Genomic DNA, 23,073 nt, shown 5'->3' with positions numbered 1-23,073 from the left:
CTCCGGTGTAGCTTGTGGCTAATAGCTATCATGCACTCTTGATTCTTCGGTAAAAACCCATCATTGACAAAATCAACATAAACAACCAGCCAACACCCGCCCCACTCCGCGAAGAAGTGGTTGAATCCTCTTCTCTTTCTGAAATATCAGAGCTGGTTGCGCCCGCGATAGGGATCAGCTTCACCGCAACAATTCTCTCGTCACCTGAACCATCGTTACAATAGGCAAAATGGTCAGTGGAATCATAAGCCATTGAACTGGTGGCATCCTCATCTTCAAAGCACTGAAGTGCGGTTGCAGAAATCACGCCGGCATCGTTGATATCTCCGGCATCGATAACCCGGAAATGGTTATTAGCGGAGCTGTAATCCCCACCATTGGTCAAATCATCCAGCCACCAGGCCTGATTGTTGAAACGTGCCCTGCGTGTTGAGTCTGTTCCGGTGTCGTTATAGGGATAGATAAAGCCGCGATGGTCCCGCTGCTTTCCGCTCACTTCACGATGGTCTTCGGCATCCACCTGTCCGACAATTTCATTGTAATTATTGATGGCATTGGGATTTCCGTGAGCACTGTCGAAGAAAATGTCTTCTCCCTGAGCCGTGAAAAAAGTGGCGCTGGGGTCATCATCATTGGCGTCGGCTAAAAACATGCGGTTGTCGGTCACACCGTCATAAGGGTAGTCATCATCCCGCTTGGCGTAACCAATCACTATCATATTTTCATTAATACCGGTTGCGATGGAGTGACTGTGGATATACGCATCATCCACTTCTACCGTCACATCTTCAATAAAACTGGTCTCCCAGGCATTTTCACTCACAGAAAAGCTGCTGGTTGATGAAGGCCTGAATATAGCCGCCTGCATCAGAAAGTTATCCGAGTCATCAATATAGGTGTTGTAACCCACCAGCACCGGAAGGTTGGCGTAGGTGCCGGTATTACTGATCACCGCAGAGCGGATACTGGCCTGGGCCGAAGCCTCATCATCGTTGTACTCATAGTAGGTATCATCAGTATCCGTTTCCCAGTCTGCAGCTGAAAAGCGATTGTCCGTTGTATCTGAGTTCGGGCCGTCTGAATCTGAGATGTTCCAGATATAGGCTCTGGTGGCAAAACCGAAGTTCTGACATTCAGGGTATAGCGCCGGATCGGTATAATCGACGCAGTTGGTCACATCTTCATCGTCTTCGGTTGAAGTATAAGCGGAATCATAATCCTTTATTTCGTCATCATCTTCGTAGTAGAAAGGCGCGACCGCAGCACTGCCGACAATGTAGGTCTCTCCACCATAGCTAAATGAGTCAAAGGCCATAGTCCGGCCCATCTGAGCCACAATATTCTGCTCATAGTTGGTATCACCGTCTTCATTTTCATCGTCGGCTAATTCAAGAGAAGTATCCGCTTCCGGCTCCAGTACGGTTTCACTCAGTGTAGAAGTGGAATAGAAGAATCCACGGCTTCGGTACAGGCGTACATAACTGCCGTTGTAATTGTAATAGCCGCTACTTGTATTGCCGATGACATAGCCTGACTCATCAATCGCGTTAACCACTTTATCATCAGTACCTGAAACAAAGTCATCACTGCTAAGGGCTGACGGAGAATCATCCCCGGAATCCGGGGTAAATGTGATGGTGTAACCGTCATCGGTGTAAGTCGTGGCATTCGTCTGATAATCGGCTTCGTAGTATGCCTCACGTTCATTCTCCAGACCACCGATACCCGTGTCAGTATTGCCGTACCAGTGATTCTCAGCCCAGCTATCGCAGGTAGAATAACCCAGATCATTCTCACAATAAGATTCAAGATCAGAGTAGTCCAGATAATTGAACCTGTTGCCTATACCAAAAGCGACCTCTTCTTTGTAGGACAAACCATCGGTGCCATTTAGTGTGTCACCAACAAGTTCGTAATCATTGTCACCACAACTATCCTCAAAACAGTCTATGGTGCCTGTTTCTTCGCCTATGCCAATACCATAGGACTCTTCCGTATCTGTCGGTGAGTCAGACTCAACAATCCTGTATAAGGCAGCATAAGAGTGGTGTGAAGTTAACGTGAGGAAGGGGATTAACAATAATTTCTGTACAGCTTTAATCATTTTTTGAGCCCGATGCCTGAGAAGATAACAGGCACTGTGTAATAAATGAGACAAAGATATTCCTGCTCTTTGCAGAAATTATGGAGAAAACAAGGAATTATAAATCCTCACTTTCTCCATTTTCCCTGCTCAATCTCCTTCTAATATCTACCCTATTCCTAAATGACCCGACTAACGGAAACAATGATATGAAAAAAATCACAGTGCTATTAGCAGCCTGCTTATCCCTGCTGTCTCTTCAAGCATTTACCAGCGAAAACTCACAGGGTGAAGGGCCACAGGGAGGCAATCCACCTAGCTTTAGTGACATGGATACCAACGGTGACGGCCTGCTTCAGAAAGACGAGCTAAGAGGTCCGCTGGCTGATGAGTTCGACCGCTTTGATCAGGACGGCGACGGTGCGCTATCAGAAGAGGAACTACCGCCACCTCCACCGCAAAGACAATAATCCCCATTTTTAAGAAACCGCCATCATTGGCGGTTTTTCTATTCATTTTCTGAAATTTTCTGTTAAAATCTGCCGCCTTTTTCCGCTTAACACATTAGGCAACCATCGGTTTTAACCATGAAACTCGCAGAAAGCCCGATTACCCGTCACTTTTTTAACGGGCAGCCGTTTTTCCTCAAAAGAGATGATCTTCTTCACTCCCAATTTACCGGCAACAAAGCCCGTAAATTTATGTCTTTGCTGGAAGGCGACTTTCCGCTGATTGACACACTTGTGGGCTACGGCTCCGCCCAGGCAAATTCACTCTACTCGCTTGCCGTTTTGTGTGCCTGTCGTGGCTGGAGGCTGGTCTATTTTGTCGACCATATCCCCTCTTTTGTAAAACAAAAGCCCATGGGCAACTATCGCGCAGCACAGGATCTTGGCGCTGAAATTGTCGACCTTTCTCAGGCGGAAGACCGTAACGGAAGGCATGCGTCGGAATACATCCAGGACAACTTCGGAAATAACCCGAATATTCTGACTATCCCTGAAGGAGGTAGAAGCCCGCTGGCCGAGGAAGGTGTAAAAAAACTGGCTCAGGAAATCCTGGACTGGAAGGTGATGGAGCGCCATGAAAACCTCACCGTTGCCCTACCGGCGGGAACCGGCACCACAGCGCTTTATCTGCAAAAGCATTTAGGGCAGTGCAACATTGACGTTCTCACCTGCGCCTGTGTGGGAGGAGAAGACTACCTGCGCATGCAGTTTAATGAGCTGGACAGCGAAGCACCTCATCCAACCATTCTTGGCACTGAAATCAAGCACCCATTTGGCCGCCTGATTAAAGAAAATTATGAGATCTGGAAAGAGCTGGAAGAGCAGACTCATGTCGAGTTTGAGCTACTTTACGATCCTCTTATGTGGCGCTGCCTGAAAAAGTGGATCCCGGAGAATCAGGATAAAACCCTGCTTTATATTCACCAGGGTGGCACCATGGGCAATGAAACCATGCTGCCGCGATATCAGAGAAAGTTCGACAAAAAGTGCGGCAACGCAAACTGCCTGAATAAATCAGTAAAAGCTGACTGGTAAATAGAAATCCAGCTCAAACCTCTCATCAGAGGCCAGAAAATGGTTCTTATGATAATGAACATAGGCGGGAGTGGATTTCATCTTAAAGCCGGACTCCGGCAGCCAGAGATCCTGAATACGGCTGATTTGCGGAAGCAGTTCGCCATATTTCCCGGTGAAGCGAAATTTGGCGTACAAGCCGCCGGGAATGCTCATCTGATTGACGACGCCACGCTGTTTCAACGGGCTGTCAATTTCAATACAGGCAACATAACGGCACTTATCCAGATCGACCCAGGCCGGATTTGAGTGATGAAGGCCATACTGGCTGGAAAAGTCGCGCCCTTCACTGCCCGCCCAGGCTTTCAGCAACAGCCAGGCATTTCTTATACTCCGGTTGTAACCCAGGTGACGTACATAGGCCACAAACCTTTCCGGCACTTCCACAATCTGAGGCTCGGGAATATCGTCCGATACAATGCGCCTGTATCCGGCGGCAATTTCAGGCTCGGAAAGATAGGGCTTCTCGCTGTTCTCTCTGTCCGCTTTACGCCATTCACCGGGTGAAACCTCAAACACGGTTTTAAATGCCCGGCTAAAGGAAGAAACTGACTGAAACCCGGCCCGGTTTGCGATATCTAAAACCGTCGCCCCTGAATCAAACATCAACTGGTTTGCCGCATACTCAATTCTTGTCCGCCGGATATACTGATGAATCGACTCACCAACCACCTCTTTAAAGATCCGGTGAAAATGCTGCTCCGAGTACGCTGCAATTCTGGCAAGCTCTGCGGCGGGCAATTCACGGCTGATATCCTGGTGAATATGGTAAAGGACATCATTAATACGGGAGACTTTCTGGGACTGCTTCATACAAAATCGCATAAATGGACATATCATTAAGCATAATCGGACATGATTCGGATAACAAGTAACATTATGCTATGCGGTACTTTAAAAACCGGAGCTTAATAATGGAAATCGCTAAATCCCTGCAACAAATCCAGTCATCCTACATCCGAGAAATTCTCGATGCAGCGAGTGATCCAAATGTCATTTCACTAGCAGGTGGTTTGCCGGACGCAAAGACATTTCCCATTGAGCTAATGAGAGAGACCCTTTCCCAACTTGCAGATATGCCGGAAGTTTTCCAGTACGGAAACACCGCAGGCTACGGCCCGCTTCTTGACTACCTTTCCGGATATTTCAGTCTGCCGGAAAACCAGAAGGCTCTGATTTCCACCGGCTCGCAACAGGGTTTGGATCTGGTTGCCCGCGCCTTTATCGATCCGGGCGATAAGGTGGTTATGGAAGCACCGAGCTACCTTGGCGCAATGCAGGTATTTGGCCTGGTTCAGGCTGATATTGTGACGGTACCGCAAAATGAATCCGGCCCTGAACTGGATAAGCTGGAAACCTGCTTTAAAGAAGAAAAACCTAAGCTTTTCTATACGGTTCCGGATTTTCACAACCCAACCGGCGTATGCTGGTCGCTTGAAGCACGACAGAAAGTTGCTGAATTATGTGAAAAATACGGCGTTACTCTGGTAGAAGATTCTCCATACCGCGAGCTGAGATTTACCGGTGAAGCACTACCACTGGCATCGAGCTTCTGCCCGGACAACTCTATTGTTTTGCGTTCGTTCTCTAAAATCGCCTCTCCGGGCCTGCGTATGGGCGTAGTCACAGGTAAAGCGAGCTATATCGATCCTATGATCAAGGTGAAGCAAGGCGCTGACCTGCACTCAAGCGTTCCAATGCAGGCGCTGCTGCTAGGACTGCTGAAACACGACAACTTCGAACTGCATATCGATAATATCCGTGAGCTCTATAAGTCCCGCTGTGAAAAACTGATCAGCGAACTAAAAGATAAGCTTCCGCAAGGCTGCACAGTAAACAATGTTGAAGGCGGTATGTTTGTCTGGGTGACCATTCCTGAATGCGATACCTTTAAACTGGCGAAAGAACTACTGGCAGAAGGCGTAGCAATAGTGCCAAGTGATGTTTTCTACCCTCAGAATGCAGAAAAACAGGCTGCAATGCGCCTGAACTTCAGCAACGCGACACCAGATGAAATTGAAATCGCGGTAGATAAACTAGCAAAAGTACTAAAAGACTTCCACTAACCCATTGAAATATAACCCCATCCCTCGTTCCCACGCTCCAGCGTGGGAATGCATACCGAAGCCAAAAACACCAAATAAGGTCATATCGCCCTAGGCTCAACTTTATGTCTGTAACTCACAATCTGACAGACAATAACAAGTACCATCGCAGCCACCAGCGCAATACCTGCAGCAACAAGTACCCCCTCCCAGCCCGAAGAGCCAAAGTGAGGCTCAAAATAGAGCACACCTAAACTCGCACCTGAGTAATAAAAAAGACTGTACAGTGCCTGCGCACTTCCTTTCGCTTTTCTGACACTTTTCCCTATCAGAGTACTGGCATTGGCATGGCAGAAAAAGAAGCCAAAAGAGAGCAAAATCATCCCGGATATCACCACAAAAAGATGGCTGTTTGAAAGCAGCATCACCGCGGCCAGCATAATTGACAGACCAACTCCGATTCCGGCTAATGGACTATGATTTTTAGCAAACTTCCCTGCCAGTGATGAACTGGTTGTGCCGCCAAGCAGCGTCAGAAACATCAGGCTGCGCATATCCGCCGGCATTTCATAGGGGGCACTCTCCAGTACCGTCATCAGATAGTTAGTCAGGTTCACAAAGCAGCCAAAACCAATACCGATAATCATATAAGCCATAACAAGCTTAGGTTTTCTGATATGAGACAAATAACCTGCAAGACAAGAGCCGATATGGAATGGTGTTGGCTTGAAGTGACGCTGTTTTGGCAGGCTGTAATAGATAACCAAAAACAGCAGAGTGCTTATTCCGGCAATCACATAACCGGCTGCATGCAGGTTACCAAGGTATTCTGAACTGATACCGCCAATCAGGCGTGCAGCCAGTCCGCCCAGCGTATTTGCCGCGATATAAAACCCGACCGCTGTCGCTATCCAGCTTTTTCTCAGCTCATCGGCAAAAAACGGCACCGCGACGGCAGGGCAGACTGCAAAAAATGTCCCCTGAAGAAAACGCATTGCCAGAAACAGTGAGTAATCTTCAACAAGAGGCAACCAGACTGAAACACAAACCCCAAGTGCAATCCCCGTTAACAGCACAGGGCCACGGCCTGCGGCATCAGATATTGGGGCAAAAACAAGCAGACCAAGCCCCATTCCAAGCAAGGGTGCTGACATTGAAAGGTGAGCATCCAGAGTACTCACCTGAAAACTTTCCTGAATCATGGGAAGTAGCGGCTGAAGCCAGTAAATATTGGCAAAAGTAACAACGGAGCTAAGACAAACGGAAATAATCAGGCGCTGATAATGGGTTAATTTCTTCACTGCTTTACATCTATAGGACAAGGTTAGGAACAAGGAACCTGTGTAGATTAATTAACCCTTGCCAATAAATAAAATATATTATATTTATGAGTTCCATATATATTATTTATACCGTTAGATTTCTCAGAAATTTAACCAAATGTCATAGGAAAGCCATGGAATTCAGACAACTCCAGCACTTTGTTGCCGTAGCGGAAGAAGGCACGATTTCCGGCGCTTCCCGCAGGCTCAGCCTTGCCCAGCCGGCTATCAGCACCAGCATAAAAAAACTGGAAGCAAGTCTGGGAGCCCCTCTTTTCCACCGTAAAGAGCGTGGGGTTGATCTGACCATAGCAGGTCAGAGCTTTCTGCTTCAGGCAAAGCAGATCCTTAAACTGGCTTCAGATGCAGAGCTTTCTATCCAAAACCTTGGCTCACTGGACAAGGGCGAGGTGGAGTTTGGTGCTCCCAGCATGATGGGGTCATACTTTTTTCCTCCCATACTAATGGCCTTTAAGCATCAGTATCCCGGACTGCAACTGAGCATTGTCGATGACGGAACAAGAAACATCCGCGAAATGCTGCTTAATGATGAACTGGAGCTCGGTGTTATTGCCGACCAGTACCTGACTCCGGAACTGGAAAGCGGAAAACTGATTCAGGAAGAGATGGTGGTCTGTATGGCGGCTGACCATCCACTGGCAGAAAAAGAGCGAATTGAGTACAGCGACTTTCTGGCACACGAACTGGTTCTGTTCCGCAAAGGTTATTATCACCATTCGCTGATAGAAAAAATTAGCCGTGAAGAGAATGTTCTGCCTAAGATCGCCTTTTCAAGCAACCTGCTGCCACTGATTAAGTCTGTGATCAGACAGGGCTTTGCCATATCTCCCATGTGGAAAGTCGCCATACAGGATGATGACCATATTGTGACCCGAAGATTTGCCAAACCCTTCTATATCGATCTTAGCCTTGCATGGCGTAAAAACCGTTATCTCTCCAGTGCCAATCAGGCATTCCGGGATTTTGTACTGGAAACAGTAAACCAGAAATAAATTCATAACTTTCAGTTAATAGTCTTATATTCTGTATTTATCCTGACAATACATCGCCTTCGCAACTGCTATTATCGGGGCATTACAAAACAAACAGAGAGCAAAAATGGAATTTAACGATCAGGACCTGCAGGCGCTAAACGATATCTGGATGTCACAAAAAGCCAAGATGCGTATGACGCAGATGGAGGTGGTAAAAAAACTGGGCATTTCTCAGGCTGAATTTTCCGGCTATATGAAAGGAAAAATGCCTTTAACCATAAGCTTTGTGGAACACCTGTGTAAGCTGCTTCATGTGGATCCTAAATTAATTGTTCCTTCCTTAAGGCAGGCTGCTTATGAAACTGACAAGGTGATGCACCTTCAGACCAGAGTTGTGATTGACGGTGAGATCAAAAGCGCGCATATCGAAGGCAACCAGGTGATCATCGAATACACTCACGTGGTGGAATAAATCACACTCTGTCTTTGTCACAGAGTTTTCTATTACCTGTTTTCGTTATCCCGCTCACACTTAGTGCGATGATTCAATAGGTTATATTCATCATTTTACATATAGCATCGCCCTGACACATAACTTGTGCCAATATAGGCTCAATATTTATAAAAAGAATAAAAAGGCCGTTTATGGAAGTACAAACAGAACCAAGCTTGCTTGAATCTTTATCGGGCACAATTAAAAACATTTACAGAATCGCGAATGAGAGCTCCCTTGTTGATTTTAAGCAACTGGCATATCAACAAGTTATTAATCATATCCAGACTGATAGCGGTATCTGGGTAACCAGAAGCGATATGAACTCCCATGAATATATCGCAACCAAACTTGCTGATGATACCTACCTGTATAACCAGCCGGAAGCTTTTATGGATAACTACCAAAGAGTGATGACTTCTGGAACAGAGCAGGATTGGGTATTCGTTCAATTGGTAAAGAATCAGGGAAAGGTCATTGACCTCTTTGATGTTATGCCAGAAGAAGAGTGGCTCAAAACACCTTCATACACAGATCACTGCGCTAAATTTGGTCTGGAACAGATTATCAGTTGCATGTCCCCAGCCACAGAAAACACTATTACTCATCTGATCAGCTTGTATCGTGCTGATCGTGCAAAGCCATTTAGTGAAAAGGACAAACAGACCTATCAGCTACTATTCCCTCATCTGGTGGAATCATTCAGAATCAACATACTAAGCAGCTTTAAACGTCCTTCTACAAAGCTAAATTGTACCAGAGCGGTTTGCGATCGCTTTGGCTTTATTATTGAGGCTGAATCAGCCTTTTACAGCATGGCTGAAAATATTATCAGCCAAGGGAAAATAGACTTAGACTTCGATTCTGCTCAGACTCACTCACAACTCTTCGTTGATAAAGATCTTCACATCAATATCGATTTTATACAGGGTGCATTCTATATCGAAGTCATTCAACAAACTCAGCTGAAGCTTACCAAAAGAGAAAAGCAGATTGCCGCTCTTGTTTCGCAGGGACTGCCTGACAAATCAATCTCTGAACAGCTGGAGATCTCCCCTTCTACAGTAAACAACCACCTGAACAATATTTTTAAGAAAGTCAGGGTAAAAAACCGCACCGCCCTTATCGCTCAGCTTTCAAAGCAGGGAGCACTTGAATGCTGAGTTTTGAAGATCAGGCAGAACTTTCCAGGCTTATTGCCCGGTTATATGGCACCGCAAATGATGTCAGTCTGCCCGATTTTCAACGGTTTTGTTTTGATAACCTGAATGAAAAACTTAATGTCTGCGAAGGGATATGGTTTTCAGTAAGACGCGATGAGCAGCTAACTCTTCTGTCCAGTTCCTATGGTTATAATCTTGTTGTTCCCCAGATGCTGGAACAGCAGGATGCGACAAAAGTCACTCAAAAAGAGCTGGACAGCCTGATAAACAAATACCCTTCTCTTATCAGCCAGCAAGTTTTTGATATTACAACTGAATATTTTCAAAGCCCCGGACAACCGGCAACCTCTTCTGTTGCAAAGAATATTTATCTGACTTCAGACTGTGCCTTCTGGGCAATCAATCATGGAGACTACATTGATATTGTCGGGATCCACTCTAAAGAGCTGGATAAAAATCTCCCTCAAGAAGCGTTATCTTTCTGCAATCTCTATTTTGAACACATTATTGAAGCCAAAAGGCTGAACATTCTCTCCTCGTTCAACCGGGGCTGGGTTCACAGAAATAGTTGCCGTGCGGCTTGTGATATCAACGGATACCTTCTCCATGCGGAAGCCCCGTTTCTGGACAGGATGGAAAAGCTGGGGCTAGGCAAAGACCACAGATACGAATTACCCGACCTGAAACCTGAAATACCTGTGCGCCTCTCTCCAATAAACGGAACCATAATCGAAGCCACTAAAAGCGGAAGTCTGGTTTATCTGGAAGTCGCCAACGAAGCCCCTTTGCCGGAACAACTCTCCCGAAGACAGAAACAGGTTGCTAAAGCGCTTTTAAAAGGACTCAGCGATAAACAGATCGCTGACGAGCTTCATATCAGTAAGTTCACCGCTTCAAATCACCTGAAAAACATCTATAAGTTATTGGGCGTAAAGACAAGAACAGAGGCAGTAAGAAAGCTGCTTGCGCAAAATAGCTAATTTCACCCATAAACATTTCCGATAGTTTTGTCGATAATCACTGTTAATCAACAAATAACAATGTTGGTTGGCTACAATTTCTATTACGTTAAATTGCATTTATGCCAGCAAGGTTAATGTCGCCCTGCTGGTTTTTTTTATTTCCGGCAAAACCACCTATCTGGATTAATTCAGATTTATCAATTATTCTCTTGACAATAATTTTTTGTTATCAATATTGCTATGCTAAATCCTAACTGGCTGAATACCTTCAAAACCCTGATTGATACCGGACATTTCACCAAAACAGCAGAAAAGCTGTATATGACTCAGCCCGGTGTCAGTCAGCATATCCGCAAACTGGAGGAGTCCTGTGGATACCCGCTTATCCACCGGGAGAAGAAGAGCTTTGAACTTACCGAGCAAGGCCGCCTTGTCTACCGTTACGCGCTACAACTGGCCCAAAGCGAGACTGCTCTGCTGGAAAGCTTAGCCTTTGATGATCCAAACAGCGGTGAATGCCGGCTATCCTGCTCCGGCTCTCTGGCGCTGCTGCTATTTCCCAGGTTACTTGAGAGACAAAAAGCGCACCCGCAGCTGACTATCCATATGGAAGCCGCACCCAACCATATCATTTTGGCGGAAGTGCAAAACGGCGGCATCGACCTTGGCATAGTCACAGATATTCCCAACAAGAGTATGTTTGATGCGGAAGAAGTTGGCAGGGAACCGCTGTGTCTTATCATGCCCAACAGCAAAAGCTGTCACTGCAGTTCTGCGCAGGAGTTGATAGAGCTTGGATTTATCCGCCACCCCAATGCACTCCATTATGCTTCGTTGTATTTTTCCCAGTGCGGAAACAGCGATCTGGCAAACCTGAACATCAACGACATCCCCACTTCCGGATACGTTAACCAGATTGGACAGATCCTGCTTCCTGTCTCTAAAGGGCTGGGATTTACCGTACTGCCGCAAAGTTCCGTAGAGAGCTTTCCTGAGCCTGAAAAACTCAAACTGTTTAAGTCTGAAAGTTTTGTCTATGAAACTCTGTACCTGGTAAGAAAGCGAAACCGGACACTGCCGGCGCGCTTTGACAATATTATTGCCGATATAAAAGCTAATCTGCTGTAAAAATAATATCCCCGTAATACGCTGTGGCCTGCTGGCCGCTGTTGTCCGTGTCGGTCATTATGGCAACCACATCAACATAGCGGTAAGCTTTCTGGTTTTTCTTATCGCTTCCTTTATCGCCAAAGGCCGAAATTAGGTCTTTGTACACATTTCGCTTTTCCCGGTACCATTGATTCAGTTCCGCCTCTTTCCCTTTTACAGCAATCATTTTTGCGTTACTTCCGGCAAAGGCATTATCCCAGCGGCTCGCTTCTGGCTGGTTGCCTGACCAGACATAATTCAGCGCCTTGGTTTTCCATATCTGCCAGCCGCCATCCAGAACAAGATAGATACGCGCAGAATAGTCATCACCTGATTTGGCCAGCTCATCAAACCCCATAAGCTGCGTTTGGGTCATCCAGCTCCAGTTAATATAAGGTGTTTTTAGCAGATCGATTTTGCGCTCCAGTGCCAGCCCAGAGGCGCTGGCACTGCTGTTTGCCTGAAGCACAGAGCCACCCTCCTGCTCAACGATCGCATATTGCGTATAGCCGGAAAATGACTTTTCTTTCCAGATACTCAGATCCTGCTCTGCAAATTGAGTCACGTTTATTGCTGCCTCAGCACTGAAAACTGAAGCGGAACCCAGCAGATAAATAAACGGAAATAATATTTTATGCATCAAAATCCCTCCCCTTCTCTCTTATAGACCCTTGATAAGTTGAAATTAGTTCAAACTTAAGAATAAATTTTGAGCTAATTAAAGCTATTTACAGTTTAACAACCCAGTTTAGGTTTTTTGTTCTACTCTTATAAAGAATAATTATATATACGCTCACCAAGGACGTTGGCTATGACAGATAAGGAGACCATTCTGGTTGTCGATGACACACCGGAAAACATTGATGTGCTGGTCGGAATACTGAAAGCGGATTATAAAATTAAGGTGGCCAGAAACGGTGAAACGGCGCTAAAACTTGCCGCCAAGCAGCCGCAGCCCGACCTTATTCTGTTAGATATTATGATGCCGGGTATCGATGGCTACCAGGTATGCGAAAAATTAAAGTCTGAACTGAACACCCGCCATATCCCGGTCATTTTTGTCACCGCGAAAATCTCTCCCGAAGATGAACTGAAAGGGCTTGAACTGGGCGCTGTTGACTATATCGCCAAACCCATCAGCCCGCCTATCGTCAAGCAGAGAGTCCGCACTCACTTAAGCCTGTTTGATCAGAACAGAGCCCTTTCACACAAGGTTAAAGAACAACTTGGGGAAATCGAATATACCCGGATGAAGGTGATAAAAAGCCTTGGTCGTGCCGGTGAGTACAAGGACAACGAAACCGGATTTCATGTGTCCCGCATGAGCCACTACACCCAGATTCTGGGCATAGGCATGGGCATGTCTGAAGAAAACGCAGAACTGCTTCGCGATGCCGCAACCATGCATGATATAGGCAAAATAGGTATCCCCGACAGCATTCTCAAAAAGCCCGGTAAACTGGAGCCTGAAGAATTTGAGATCATGAAAACTCACTCTGAAATTGGCCCGGCGATTTTGGGGGATACCGAAGGCAGCGAACTGCTGGAAATGGCCAGCACTATCGCCGTCACCCACCACGAAAAGTGGAATGGCAAAGGCTACCCAAAAGGGCTGAAAGGAGAAGAGATCCCACTTGTCGGACGCATTGTTGCCATTGCCGATGTGTTTGATGCACTCACCAGTGAACGGCCTTATAAAAAAGCCTGGTCTGTCGAAGATACGGTCGCACTTATTGAGCGGGAAGCAGGAGAACACTTTGACCCGGAACTGGTAAAAGTATTTAAAGACAATCTAAGCAAGATTATAGACATAAAAGAAACACTTACAGACTAATAACAACTTATATTGGCTAGCTGAATCCGGAGAAGCCCATGGAAGCCCAGAATACGCATGTGCTCGTTGTCGATGATATGGAAGCGATTCGTAAAATCACTGCAGAGCAGTTAACCCGTATCGGTATCAATGCAAATAACATTACACAGGCCGAAAACGGCCAGCATGCACTGGAAATACTAAACCGGAGCCAGGTAGATATCATTCTGTCCGACTGGAATATGCCGGTTATGAGCGGCATGGAGCTACTGGATAAAATCAAATCCAACCCTGAGTGGGCAAAAATCCCCTTTATCATGCTTACCGCTGAGTCACAGCGCTCTAAGATTGCCGAAGTGATTCAAAGCGGCGTTACCGACCTCATCATTAAGCCATTTACCGTTCAGACTCTGCGCGACCGCTTTAAAGAAGCCATGTCCGGTAAAGTCAGAAACCGCACCAAGCCACCGGCGCCAAAACAGCTTGCGGAAAAAACAAAGGCGCCTGAAAACCGCGAAGAAGAAAAGCCGGAACAAACGGTTCTGGTTGTCGATGACACCCCGGAAAATCTGAAACTAATGGCAGGTTTGCTGCGTAAACACTACCGTATTCAGTTAGCTAAAGACGGGCCTAAAGCCCTTTCTATGGTTCAGTCTGACTCTCCGCCGGATCTGGTATTGCTTGATGTAATGATGCCGGGAATGAATGGCTTTGAAGTGTTAGAAAAAATGCGCTCCCATCCGACATCGGAAAATATTCCGGTCATATTCGTTACGGCTCTGACGGATACCAAACATGCGGAGCAAGGGCTCCGGGGTGGCGCGATCGATTACATCACCAAACCGGTTGATCCTGAAATGCTCCTTCTCAGGGTTAACAATCTGATGGGGATGGTTGCCCTTAAAAAGAATCTGCAGATAGATATCGATAATATGCTCTCTATGCAACGAATGAAGGATGATGTGGATCAGATGCTGCATCATGATCTGAAAGGGCCAATCTCCGGAATAATGGCGATATCGGAAGAGCTCACCACAGATAACCGCCTTCCGGTGAAAACACAGGAGATGCTCGCCTCTATCCAGAACCTTTCCTCTCAGATGAATAATATGGTCAATCTGTCAGCAGACATATTTAAAATTGAGAGCGGGCAATATGAACAGACACCTGATACCTATTCTGTGATAGAGCTTTTGAAAAACCTCTGCCTTAGCAGCAAAGAGACGTTCCGCCATAAACGTCTGATGGTTTATCTGGAGCATTTTGCCGACGAAAGTGACACTCTGGATCTGACGGCTGCAGGGGATGAATCCCTGACCTATTCCGCACTGAGTAATCTGATAAAAAATGCCTGCGAAGCTTCACCGGACAACAGCCGCATCGCGGTACACGTTAAGCAGGAAAACCGGAACATTGAGATAAGCATCCAGAATTACGGGGTTGTTCCGCAAGAGATACGCCAGACTTTCTGGAACAAATATGTCACCTGCGGAAAAGAGGCAGGAACCGGTCTGGGAACTTACTCAGCCAAACTGCTTATAGAAGCACAAAATGGCAGAATTGACCTCGATGTGGATGATATCGCTGAAACAACCAAAATAACAGTGAGCTTACCGGCCGCCTAGCCAGGTTCCCCTCGTTCCCACGCTCCAGCGTGGGAATGCATACCGGAGCTGATGAATATGAAATAACGCTCATTACACTATGTCAGGCAGGGGCAACTTCATCAAGCTGCTCTTTTAGCTCTGCCAGCGTCTCTTCGGCCGCTTCAAAGTCATAGTCGTTGAGCTGCTCATCCAGACGCTTAACCGTACTCTGAAGCCCGCTTCCCTGTACCAGTTCATCAATGGCCTCGGCGGTATCTATTGCGTCAGCATCGGAGTCTTCCACTTCCTGAGAAAGCTTATCCACTAACTCGCGCAGTTTGTCATAGTCCAACTCTCCCGAAGACTCTGTTACCTGCTCTTTTTCAACGGATATGGCAGCCTGAATCGTCTCTATCGCCTGTTTAAGTTTTCCTGCGGTATTTGCCAGTTTGTCACCAAAGGCCTGCTCATCTGAAATAGCGCTATTCCCCTCTTCATGCTCGCGGCGAAGATGAGATTCAAGCAGCGCTGCTTCTTCAAACAGTTCCATTGCCCCGATATTACCCGCCAGACCTTTCAGGGTATGGGCCATTCTCTCTGCGGTATGCAGATCGCCGGTTGCCACCTCTTTCTCAAGTTCTTCCAGAGCATCAGCCTGTGAATCCGCAAATTTACGGAGCATCCTGGTATAGGTTTTAACACTACCTGCTGAGCGGGCCATTCCGCCTTCAGTGTCAAAGCCAGCAAGCTCTGGAAGCGTCTCTTCGGTCTCCTCTTCACTGTTTGCTGCCAACTGTTCAAGATAGCCTTCCGGTGCCTGCCGCTCTCCCGGTTTAACCCACTTCACCAGACATTCAAGCACAGCTTTAGGATCGATAGGCTTAGCAAGGTGGTCATTCATACCCGCCTCGAGACATTTTTCATGATCCGTACTCATCGCATTCGCCGTCATAGCAATAATCGGAAGCTCATCGAACTCGGGCAGGCTTCTTATTTCGCGAGTCGCGCCATAACCGTCCAGCACCGGCATCTGGATATCCATTAGCACGGCGTCGTACTCATTTTCCTTGATTTTATCGACGGCTATCTGGCCGTTCTCAGCAACAGAAATATGCAGACCGGACATGGTCAGAAGCTCTACTGCTATCTGCTGGTTAATTTCATTATCTTCCACCACCAGAACATGAGCTCCCGCAATGGATGCGGTAATGCTGGTATCCAGCTTCGAAGAAGACTGAACGGGCTTAACATCATGTTCACTGCCCAGCGCAGACATAGTGACGTCAAGCAGGGCCGACGCGGTAATCGGTTTGGCAAGGTATCCACTAAAATCAACACCAGCCGCTTCTCTGACTAACTCGTCCTTATCATAAGCCGTCATAATGACAATCTTACCCGGATTTTTAATATCGCTATGAGAGCGGATAAGTTTGGTCAGCTCAATGCCGTCAACCAGCGGCATCTTCCAGTCGGTGAAGATCATTTTGTACGGCCTTTTTTCCATCTCAGCGCGAACAATTTTATCCAGAGCCTCGGAGCCGGAATGCGCGACATCCACATCAAAGTTCAGGCTTAGAGCCAGATTCAGCAATATTTCGCAGGCGGTAGGACTGTCATCCACAATAAGGATCGGCATACTGCGAATATCTTCCATTGAATATCTGGATTTCAGCCCCTGCTCAAAGTCCTCGGAAATACCAAACCGGACGGTGAAGAAGAAAGTACTGCCTTCTCCGTAGGTGCTTTCTACCCAGATTTCACCACCCATCATTTCTGTCAGGGATTTACTGATGGTCAGGCCAAGGCCGGTACCGCCGTAGTTCCGGGTTGTGGATGCATCAGCCTGAGAGAAAGACTGGAACAGTTTGCCAAGCTGAGCCTCTGTCATACCGATACCGGTATCTTGCACCGCAAACTCCAGCATTACCGACTCTTCCTCCAGAGAAATAAGGCGGGATCGGATAATCACCTCGCCCTGATCAGTAAACTTAATGGCGTTATTGGCAAGATTAGTCAGGATCTGTCCCAGTCTGAGCGGGTCACCCACAAGGTTAGTCGGAATATTTGGCGGAACATCAATCAGCAGCTCAAGCCCTTTCTGCTTGCTCTTCACTGTGATGACCTGAATCATCTGCTCCAGAGTGGAATTAAGATCAAAGGAAATATTCTCAATATCCAGCTTACCGGCCTCTATTTTCGAGAAGTCCAGAATATCGTTAATAATACCTAACAGCGCATTAGCAGAGCCGTGGATCTTATTGACATAATCCAGTTGCTTCTTGCTCAGATCAGTCTGCAGGGCCAGGTAACTCATTCCGATAATGGCGTTCATCGGTGTGCGGATTTCATGGCTCATATTGGCAAGAAAATCGCTCTTGGCCTGAGTCGCTTCTTCTGCTGCCTCTTTGGCAAACATAAGCTCACGTTCGGCTTCTTTCCTGCTGGTAATATCACGCACCATGCCGGTATAGATATGGTCACCATCCAGCACAGATTCACCTACAGAGACTTCCATATCAAATCTCTGACCATCTTTACGGCGTCCCTCCACTTCAAACAGGGCATCTGTCAGATTATCCGAATCAAACTCCATATCCTCCGGATGCAGGTCGTAGAGATGAAACGGTTCATCCATCAGAATTTCCAGAGGCTGGCACTGGAGTTCGTCCTCGGTATAGCCAAATATCATTTCCGCAGCAGGGCTGAACTCAATAATCCGTCCGTACTGGTTGGTGACAACAACGCCATCGGATGCATTTTCAATAATAGAACGGGTGCGCTTAATGGACTGATTGAGCTCAGAAGTCCGCTCTCCCACCAGATCTTCAAGCTCAGCCTGGGAGCGGCTTAATGCATTTGTCGCGCGCTTGCCCAACTCCAGGGTAAAGAACGAACTGCCGAATATCAGCATAAGCGCCACTGTCAGCATTCCGTATAGAGTGTACTGAAAAGTCGTAAACTGCTCATAGGCCTCAGAAACATCCAGCTCAGTGGCAATACCAAGATCCAGATAGTGATCCCATACCCAGCTTCCCACAACAGGTACCCCGCGATAATCCCGGTACCCTTCCAGATCGCCGTCTTCGATAAACAGGGTGACATCTTTTGCCATCCGGGTTAGCGGCCACTCCTGCCGAGGAATCTGACTTTTTTCTCCGTTTGCCAGGTTCACTCCCGGATCGGCAATTCTCAGGTTAAGAATCGGTTTACGATCTTCCTGAACAAGTCCAAGCGATTTCACCTGCTCTGCAAAACGAATATTGGAAATCAGCAGCCCATCACCATCTACCGCATAAGTTTCGCCTGTCTTTCCGATTGAACTGGCCGAAAGAACCTCTGAAAATTCACCTTCCGGATCGATACGGCGGGTTACAATCGCAATGACTTTATTTCCCTTCATTACCGGCGCAGCAAAAAGCATGGTTGGGGGTTTTTGTGAGCTGGTGTGAGAATCTGTTAAATTAACATCGGAACGGATAGGAGAGATAAACACCCCTTCCCCTGCCAGTACTCTTTTTATTAGCAGCGGTTTTTTCTTGCTTACGAAATTAACCGTACCAATGTTGGTGTCACGCCGTGAAGCCAGACTGATCATGTCATCCGGCGCTATAATGAAAAACCCGATGGCGCCAAATGTCTCTTCTCTTTCTTTAAAGAAATTACGAATTTCAGCCTGCTCTTGTGAATGAACAAGCGCGGCCTTATCTCTCGGAAGTGCAAGGAGCCGCTCTGTGATTTCCACCAGTTCAGGCGTTTTACCCAACTGCTTAAGGTCGCTGATTTCTCTGGTAATCCAGCCATCTATGCGGTTATGAGTGGACCAGAGCAAACTGTCAAAGTTGTAAGCCAGATTATCCTGAGTCTTAGACTTAAAGCTGCTGATAAAGCCCGACGTCATGGTAAATAACACCAGAGCAAAAGCGATCAGACCAAGAAAGTAATAGTACCGGAATCTCTCCGAGCCCATTAAGTTTGCCAGTCTGTTCTCATCAACCTTACGCACAGCAAAATGAACAAAAGCAACAAAGGCCAGAATGACAATAACTATGTAAGTGAAAAACCTGATCAGTCTGTCATCACTAATTTTGAACTGTGCGTTATCAGCCTCAGTATGAATCTGAGATTTCACCCACTCATCATCTGCAATCATGGACTTATTCGAGGCCACAGCATCAAGCCCCTTCTCGATAATATTATGTAATACCGGCTGATCAAGCGCCGTAAGAAAATGCAGTGCTGACGGGCTTATTGCCTCGGCATCAATCACTCTTAACTTGTCTATATTCCTCGCTTTTAGCCTGGATTCTACAATAATCTGGGAGTCAATCATGGCATCAACAGCCCCGTCAATAACCAGATTTATCGACTCTTCGATATGCTCAGTTTCCACAATTTTTATTGAAGGGAAGGCCTCTTTCACCTTATCTACCGTTGTATATCCGGCCGGTATTGCAACTTTTACACTGGTTAAATCTGCCAACTGATTCAGGTCCGTGCGCTTATCCAGTACATAAAACCTTTCATTCACCATATAGTACGGAGAGGAATAGTTACCATATTCCTCACGCTCTTTGCTGTGGTAAACCTCAAGCAACAGGTCATACCTTCCTTCGGTGAAATTATTCCAGATATTGGTCCAGTCATCAGACTCAAACTCAACTTTAAGACCTGTCAGAGCAATGATCTGGTTCATTAGCTCACCAGCCAGTCCTTTTAGCTGACCATTTTCTTCGTATACAATCGGTGGCCAGTAATCGATGCCAATTCTGACGGTGTTGCTCTCAATCCACTCTCTCTCGGCTCCGCTTAACTGCACCATGCCATAAGAGGCCGGCAGTATATTTTTTACCACCTCTGTAGTGTTAAGAACTTCAACATAATCATCTAACCCCTGCATAAGAACAGACTTGTTATTGCGGTATGCATTTGAGTTTAAAATTGCGACAGCTTCCTGCTTGTCTCCCCGGCGAACGGCCTCAATAGCAGCCCGCTCCAGTGTAACAAGGTTATAGTTCGCATTTCTGACCTTACTCACCAGTTCGACGTGCTGTATCTGAGGCGAACTGATCAGGATCTCTATTAACCTGCTCGCCTTTATATCGTTCTCCTGATAGCGCAAAGCCCACTCTTCTTCGCCGGTAAAGGCAAAATTCAGTACCGAAGAGGTAAGAATCTCATCGATATATTTCAGCTCCAGGGCCATCTTTTCTAGCGCAGGAGCATCCATTTCCGCTGCACTGGTCTCTTTGTGACCGGGAACGTGGTCAGCAAAAGCAGCACAAACAGTAAATAACGACAGGAAAACCAACAAAATGATTTGTTTGACTTTGTTCGCACTTTTGGTGCAACAAAGAAAACGAGCAGAGCTAATATCCATATACAGTCACCAAGCCAATTTATACGCCTATCCGCTGACGTTTATTTTTTAATCAGATCATTAAGTTGAGTATATACTCTTGGACCAGATTCGATGGAAAACCCCGTTACAATGGTAAAAATTTTGTTGCATTTGTGATCATCTCACTCTTTCCCCCACACACTCCCTAAAACAAACCAACCAAATATGAGCCGCAAAATAAATGAGTGACAAGAATCACAAAACAACCAATACGCTCAATTTAATTGTGGTCTTTTGGGGCAAAATCACGGAATATAGCCGTCATCGGTTACATAAAATTAACATTAACACCGAATGAACAAGGAATAAGTCAACGGCTAGATTGAAAAATCACACAATCATGAGCCACAGAGAAAACAAAATCAAAGATTGGTGACATAAGAATAAATGCTTTTATTAACAAGCAACTTAAAAGCATTTAACAACATCGATTTTACTACGACAAAGGTTATGCCATGGATATAAGTAGCAAGACATCTATCCGTACCCAGTTTGTACTGTTTAACGTTATCATTTCCGTTATGTTTGCATGCGGCTTTGCCATTGCCGTATTTTCCGTCAATCAGGTTGAAAGCAGCTGGAATAACTACCAGGAAAATGCAGCCAGCAGACAAAATCACCTGGAAAGCATGAAAGAAGCCTTCGGCTACGGCGGCCTGATCCACAACTTCAAAAACTATGTACTTCGGGCGGATGATAAGTATCTTCAGCGTGCTCTGAACAATCATAAGTCACTGACTGATGACATTCAGGCATACCGCTCAGCAAGAAACCTCTCTTTTGACGAACAGCAGGCACTGACCGCGATTTCAAATACTGCTGATAAGTACAGACAAGAGCTGGCGAATGTGACTTCTATGATTAAACAGGGCGAAGAGGTTACTTCTATTGACTCTGTTGTAAAAATTGATGATTCACCTGCGCTTCAGGGCTTCACTGCTCTTAATACCAAAATCAAACAATTAAAAGACGTAGAGCATAACCGTCTATACAACAAATTGGATCAGGGATACTGGTTACTTATTTCACTAACCATTCTGGGAATCCTTATTCAGGTTCTTGGCAGCACCGCGATGATGAGACCAATACAGCGTGAACTGGCAATACTTACTGCCCGTATTAGTGCTAAGTTTGCCGATGCAGACCTGGATAAGCACAAAAATGAAATTGTAAAACTGGATTCTGGATTTGACACACTCTTCTCCGGCTGTGACCGCCTGCTGGGAGTACTGGGAAGTGCTTCATCAAAAATAGCAGAAACAGCGGCAGATCAGATGCGCGTGGTATCCAAAGCGTCTGAAGGCGCCAACGTACAAAAACGTGAAATCGAAAGCTTTACTACCGCCATGAATGAGATGGTGGCAACAGTTCACGATATCGCTGACAACTCAGGAAAGGTTGCCGACGAAGTGAGCAGTGTAAAACAGCACGCAAGCCAGGGAAGCGCAAGCATGCAGAAAACCGCTTCAGCCATCACAGGTCTATCGGAAGAGTTGTCCAACTCCAGCCAGGTGATCTCTCAGCTGGAACTGGACAGTCAGCAGATCGAATCTGTACTGGAAGTGATTATCAGCGTTGCTGAACAAACTAACCTTCTGGCCCTGAACGCCGCTATTGAAGCCGCAAGAGCCGGTGAGCACGGACGCGGATTTGCAGTTGTTGCCGATGAAGTAAGGGCACTTGCCGCTAAAACCAATGAATCCACTCATGAAATCCGCTCAACGATTGAACAGCTTCAGAGCCGTGTACAGGCAACAGTAAGCAGCATGTCGGCCAGCATTGAAAGCGCGAAAGAAGGCGCAGAGCAGGCTAAGGATTCAGAGCAGCAGATCTTAAACATCGTCGGCCTGGTTGATAACGTCGCGGATATGACAGCGCAGATTGCAGCAGCCGCTGAAGAACAAGGCGCGGTCAGCGAAGAGATGAACCGTAACATCACCATTATCAATGATGTGGCTAAAACCACTCACGATACCGCGTTAGAAGTCGAAAAGTCTTCTGCCGATATTCATGAACTGGTGCGCTCACTGCATAAGACAGCCAATGAATTTAATATCACAGATCCTTCTTACCATATCAGCCTGGCGAAGATGGCCCATAAACTGTGGATTGGTAAGATGATCAACTTCCTTGCCGGCAAGGAGGAGCTCACTCATCAGGAAGGCTGTTGCTACAAGTCCTGCGACCTGGGCAAATGGTACTTCAGTGAAGGTATGCAGGACTTCAGCCAGATACCGGGAATGAAAGAGCTGGATGAACCGCACCGTGAGTTCCATGCCACCATCAGTAAGATCATCAAGGCTAAGTCTGAAGGTAATACGGCCGCGATAAATCAGCACTTCGATGAACTGGTCGAGCTGTCAGAAGATGTGGTTAAGTGCCTTGAACGGGTTGAAGACAACCTTCAGATGCAGCCACAACACCACACCGCTTCCGCTAAAGCTGTTGCTTTGGTAGAGCAGCCTGCTTATTAATTTACTG

16 protein-coding genes are annotated in these 23,073 nt (G+C 46.4%); 11 read left to right on the top strand and 5 right to left on the bottom strand.

From position 1 onward, the window contains the following. Nucleotides 1–28: 28 nt before the first annotated feature. A complete protein-coding gene (locus tag L3Q72_RS05825) occupies nt 29–2,104 on the bottom strand; it encodes a DUF3466 family protein (RefSeq protein ID WP_275131714.1) in 2,076 nt (691 codons plus the stop codon). A gap of 188 nt (nt 2,105–2,292) precedes the next feature. On the opposite strand from L3Q72_RS05825, the gene L3Q72_RS05820 reads away from it, so the two are divergent. Both L3Q72_RS05820 and L3Q72_RS05815 read left to right on the top strand, forming a co-directional pair. Then, nucleotides 2,293–2,553 carry a hypothetical protein gene (locus L3Q72_RS05820; protein WP_275131713.1) on the top strand — a complete coding sequence of 87 codons (261 nt, stop codon included), beginning with the start codon at nt 2,293–2,295 and terminating at the stop codon, nt 2,551–2,553. A gap of 117 nt (nt 2,554–2,670) precedes the next feature. Further along, a complete protein-coding gene (locus L3Q72_RS05815) occupies nt 2,671–3,627 on the top strand; it encodes a pyridoxal-phosphate dependent enzyme (protein ID WP_275131712.1) in 957 nt (318 codons plus the stop codon). Here the strand turns inward: L3Q72_RS05815 and L3Q72_RS05810 are convergent. After that, entirely contained in the window at nt 3,607–4,479 is an 873-nt protein-coding gene (locus tag L3Q72_RS05810; RefSeq protein WP_275131711.1) for an AraC family transcriptional regulator, read from the bottom strand. The two genes, L3Q72_RS05815 and L3Q72_RS05810, sit on opposite strands and share 21 nt — an antisense overlap. Before the next feature lie 101 nt (nt 4,480–4,580). Between L3Q72_RS05810 and L3Q72_RS05805 the strand changes: the two genes are divergently transcribed. Continuing rightward, nucleotides 4,581–5,732 carry a PLP-dependent aminotransferase family protein gene (locus L3Q72_RS05805; RefSeq protein WP_275131710.1) on the top strand — a complete coding sequence of 384 codons (1,152 nt, stop codon included), beginning with the start codon at nt 4,581–4,583 and terminating at the stop codon, nt 5,730–5,732. Between the two features lie 80 nt (nt 5,733–5,812). Here the strand turns inward: L3Q72_RS05805 and L3Q72_RS05800 are convergent, their stop codons facing one another. Beyond that, on the bottom strand, nt 5,813–7,012 hold the full coding sequence (locus L3Q72_RS05800; protein WP_275131709.1) for an MFS transporter: 1,200 nt from the start codon (nt 7,010–7,012) through the stop codon (nt 5,813–5,815). 155 nt (nt 7,013–7,167) lie between these two features. Between L3Q72_RS05800 and L3Q72_RS05795 the strand changes: the two genes are divergently transcribed. The 5 genes from L3Q72_RS05795 (at nt 7,168) to L3Q72_RS05775 (ending at nt 11,774) form a co-directional block, all read left to right on the top strand. Next, nucleotides 7,168–8,046 carry a LysR family transcriptional regulator gene (locus tag L3Q72_RS05795; protein WP_275131708.1) on the top strand — a complete coding sequence of 293 codons (879 nt, stop codon included), beginning with the start codon at nt 7,168–7,170 and terminating at the stop codon, nt 8,044–8,046. A gap of 106 nt (nt 8,047–8,152) precedes the next feature. After that, nucleotides 8,153–8,500 carry a helix-turn-helix transcriptional regulator gene (locus L3Q72_RS05790; RefSeq protein WP_275131707.1) on the top strand — a complete coding sequence of 116 codons (348 nt, stop codon included), beginning with the start codon at nt 8,153–8,155 and terminating at the stop codon, nt 8,498–8,500. A 173-nt stretch (nt 8,501–8,673) separates the two neighbouring features. Next, the gene (locus tag L3Q72_RS05785) at nt 8,674–9,684 is read left to right on the top strand and encodes a helix-turn-helix transcriptional regulator (RefSeq protein ID WP_275131706.1); all 1,011 of its coding nucleotides are present in this window, start codon (nt 8,674–8,676) and stop codon (nt 9,682–9,684) included. Beyond that, the gene (locus L3Q72_RS05780) at nt 9,678–10,664 is read left to right on the top strand and encodes a LuxR C-terminal-related transcriptional regulator (protein ID WP_275131705.1); all 987 of its coding nucleotides are present in this window, start codon (nt 9,678–9,680) and stop codon (nt 10,662–10,664) included. Before L3Q72_RS05785 ends, L3Q72_RS05780 begins: the two co-directional genes overlap by 7 nt. 222 nt (nt 10,665–10,886) lie before the next feature. Beyond that, complete coding sequence (locus tag L3Q72_RS05775; protein ID WP_275131704.1) at nt 10,887–11,774, top strand: LysR family transcriptional regulator; 888 nt, start codon at nt 10,887–10,889, stop codon at nt 11,772–11,774. On the opposite strand, the gene L3Q72_RS05770 is transcribed toward L3Q72_RS05775, so the two are convergent. Next, nucleotides 11,761–12,435 (bottom strand): DUF3047 domain-containing protein, encoded by a 675-nt coding sequence (locus L3Q72_RS05770; protein WP_275131703.1) that lies wholly within the window; start codon nt 12,433–12,435, stop codon nt 11,761–11,763. The two genes, L3Q72_RS05775 and L3Q72_RS05770, sit on opposite strands and share 14 nt — an antisense overlap. A gap of 171 nt (nt 12,436–12,606) precedes the next feature. On the opposite strand from L3Q72_RS05770, the gene L3Q72_RS05765 reads away from it, so the two are divergent. Next, the gene (locus L3Q72_RS05765; protein WP_275131702.1) at nt 12,607–13,629 is read left to right on the top strand and encodes a two-component system response regulator; all 1,023 of its coding nucleotides are present in this window, start codon (nt 12,607–12,609) and stop codon (nt 13,627–13,629) included. A gap of 38 nt (nt 13,630–13,667) precedes the next feature. Next, nucleotides 13,668–15,233 (top strand): hybrid sensor histidine kinase/response regulator, encoded by a 1,566-nt coding sequence (locus tag L3Q72_RS05760; RefSeq protein ID WP_275131701.1) that lies wholly within the window; start codon nt 13,668–13,670, stop codon nt 15,231–15,233. A gap of 82 nt (nt 15,234–15,315) precedes the next feature. On the opposite strand, the gene L3Q72_RS05755 is transcribed toward L3Q72_RS05760, so the two are convergent. After that, a complete protein-coding gene (locus tag L3Q72_RS05755) occupies nt 15,316–20,571 on the bottom strand; it encodes a response regulator (RefSeq protein WP_275131700.1) in 5,256 nt (1,751 codons plus the stop codon). A 476-nt stretch (nt 20,572–21,047) separates the two neighbouring features. Between L3Q72_RS05755 and L3Q72_RS05750 the strand changes: the two genes are divergently transcribed. Further along, nucleotides 21,048–23,066, top strand: a complete 2,019-nt coding sequence (locus L3Q72_RS05750; protein ID WP_275131699.1) for a methyl-accepting chemotaxis protein — start codon at nt 21,048–21,050, stop codon at nt 23,064–23,066. The last annotated feature ends 7 nt before the right edge of the window (nt 23,067–23,073 follow it).

It is taken from the genome of Vibrio sp. JC009 (assembly GCF_029016485.1).
In the GTDB taxonomy this organism is placed as follows: domain Bacteria; phylum Pseudomonadota; class Gammaproteobacteria; order Enterobacterales; family Vibrionaceae; genus Vibrio.
This window is presented reverse-complemented; position numbering and strand designations above follow the sequence as displayed.

Bases quoted from the DNA above. Each gene is read 5' to 3' on its own strand.
- L3Q72_RS05825 (WP_275131714.1), bottom strand. From the start codon at position 2,104: ATGATTAAAGCTGTACAGAAATTATTGTTAATCCCCTTCCTCACGTTA.
- L3Q72_RS05820 (WP_275131713.1), top strand. From the start codon at position 2,293: ATGAAAAAAATCACAGTGCTATTAGCAGCCTGCTTATCCCTGCTGTCT.
- L3Q72_RS05815 (WP_275131712.1), top strand. From the start codon at position 2,671: ATGAAACTCGCAGAAAGCCCGATTACCCGTCACTTTTTTAACGGGCAG.
- L3Q72_RS05810 (WP_275131711.1), bottom strand. From the start codon at position 4,479: ATGAAGCAGTCCCAGAAAGTCTCCCGTATTAATGATGTCCTTTACCAT.
- L3Q72_RS05805 (WP_275131710.1), top strand. From the start codon at position 4,581: ATGGAAATCGCTAAATCCCTGCAACAAATCCAGTCATCCTACATCCGA.
- L3Q72_RS05795 (WP_275131708.1), top strand. From the start codon at position 7,168: ATGGAATTCAGACAACTCCAGCACTTTGTTGCCGTAGCGGAAGAAGGC.
- L3Q72_RS05790 (WP_275131707.1), top strand. From the start codon at position 8,153: ATGGAATTTAACGATCAGGACCTGCAGGCGCTAAACGATATCTGGATG.
- L3Q72_RS05785 (WP_275131706.1), top strand. From the start codon at position 8,674: ATGGAAGTACAAACAGAACCAAGCTTGCTTGAATCTTTATCGGGCACA.
- L3Q72_RS05780 (WP_275131705.1), top strand. From the start codon at position 9,678: ATGCTGAGTTTTGAAGATCAGGCAGAACTTTCCAGGCTTATTGCCCGG.
- L3Q72_RS05775 (WP_275131704.1), top strand. From the start codon at position 10,887: ATGCTAAATCCTAACTGGCTGAATACCTTCAAAACCCTGATTGATACC.
- L3Q72_RS05770 (WP_275131703.1), bottom strand. From the start codon at position 12,435: ATGCATAAAATATTATTTCCGTTTATTTATCTGCTGGGTTCCGCTTCA.
- L3Q72_RS05765 (WP_275131702.1), top strand. From the start codon at position 12,607: ATGACAGATAAGGAGACCATTCTGGTTGTCGATGACACACCGGAAAAC.
- L3Q72_RS05760 (WP_275131701.1), top strand. From the start codon at position 13,668: ATGGAAGCCCAGAATACGCATGTGCTCGTTGTCGATGATATGGAAGCG.
- L3Q72_RS05755 (WP_275131700.1), bottom strand. From the start codon at position 20,571: ATGGATATTAGCTCTGCTCGTTTTCTTTGTTGCACCAAAAGTGCGAAC.
- L3Q72_RS05750 (WP_275131699.1), top strand. From the start codon at position 21,048: ATGGATATAAGTAGCAAGACATCTATCCGTACCCAGTTTGTACTGTTT.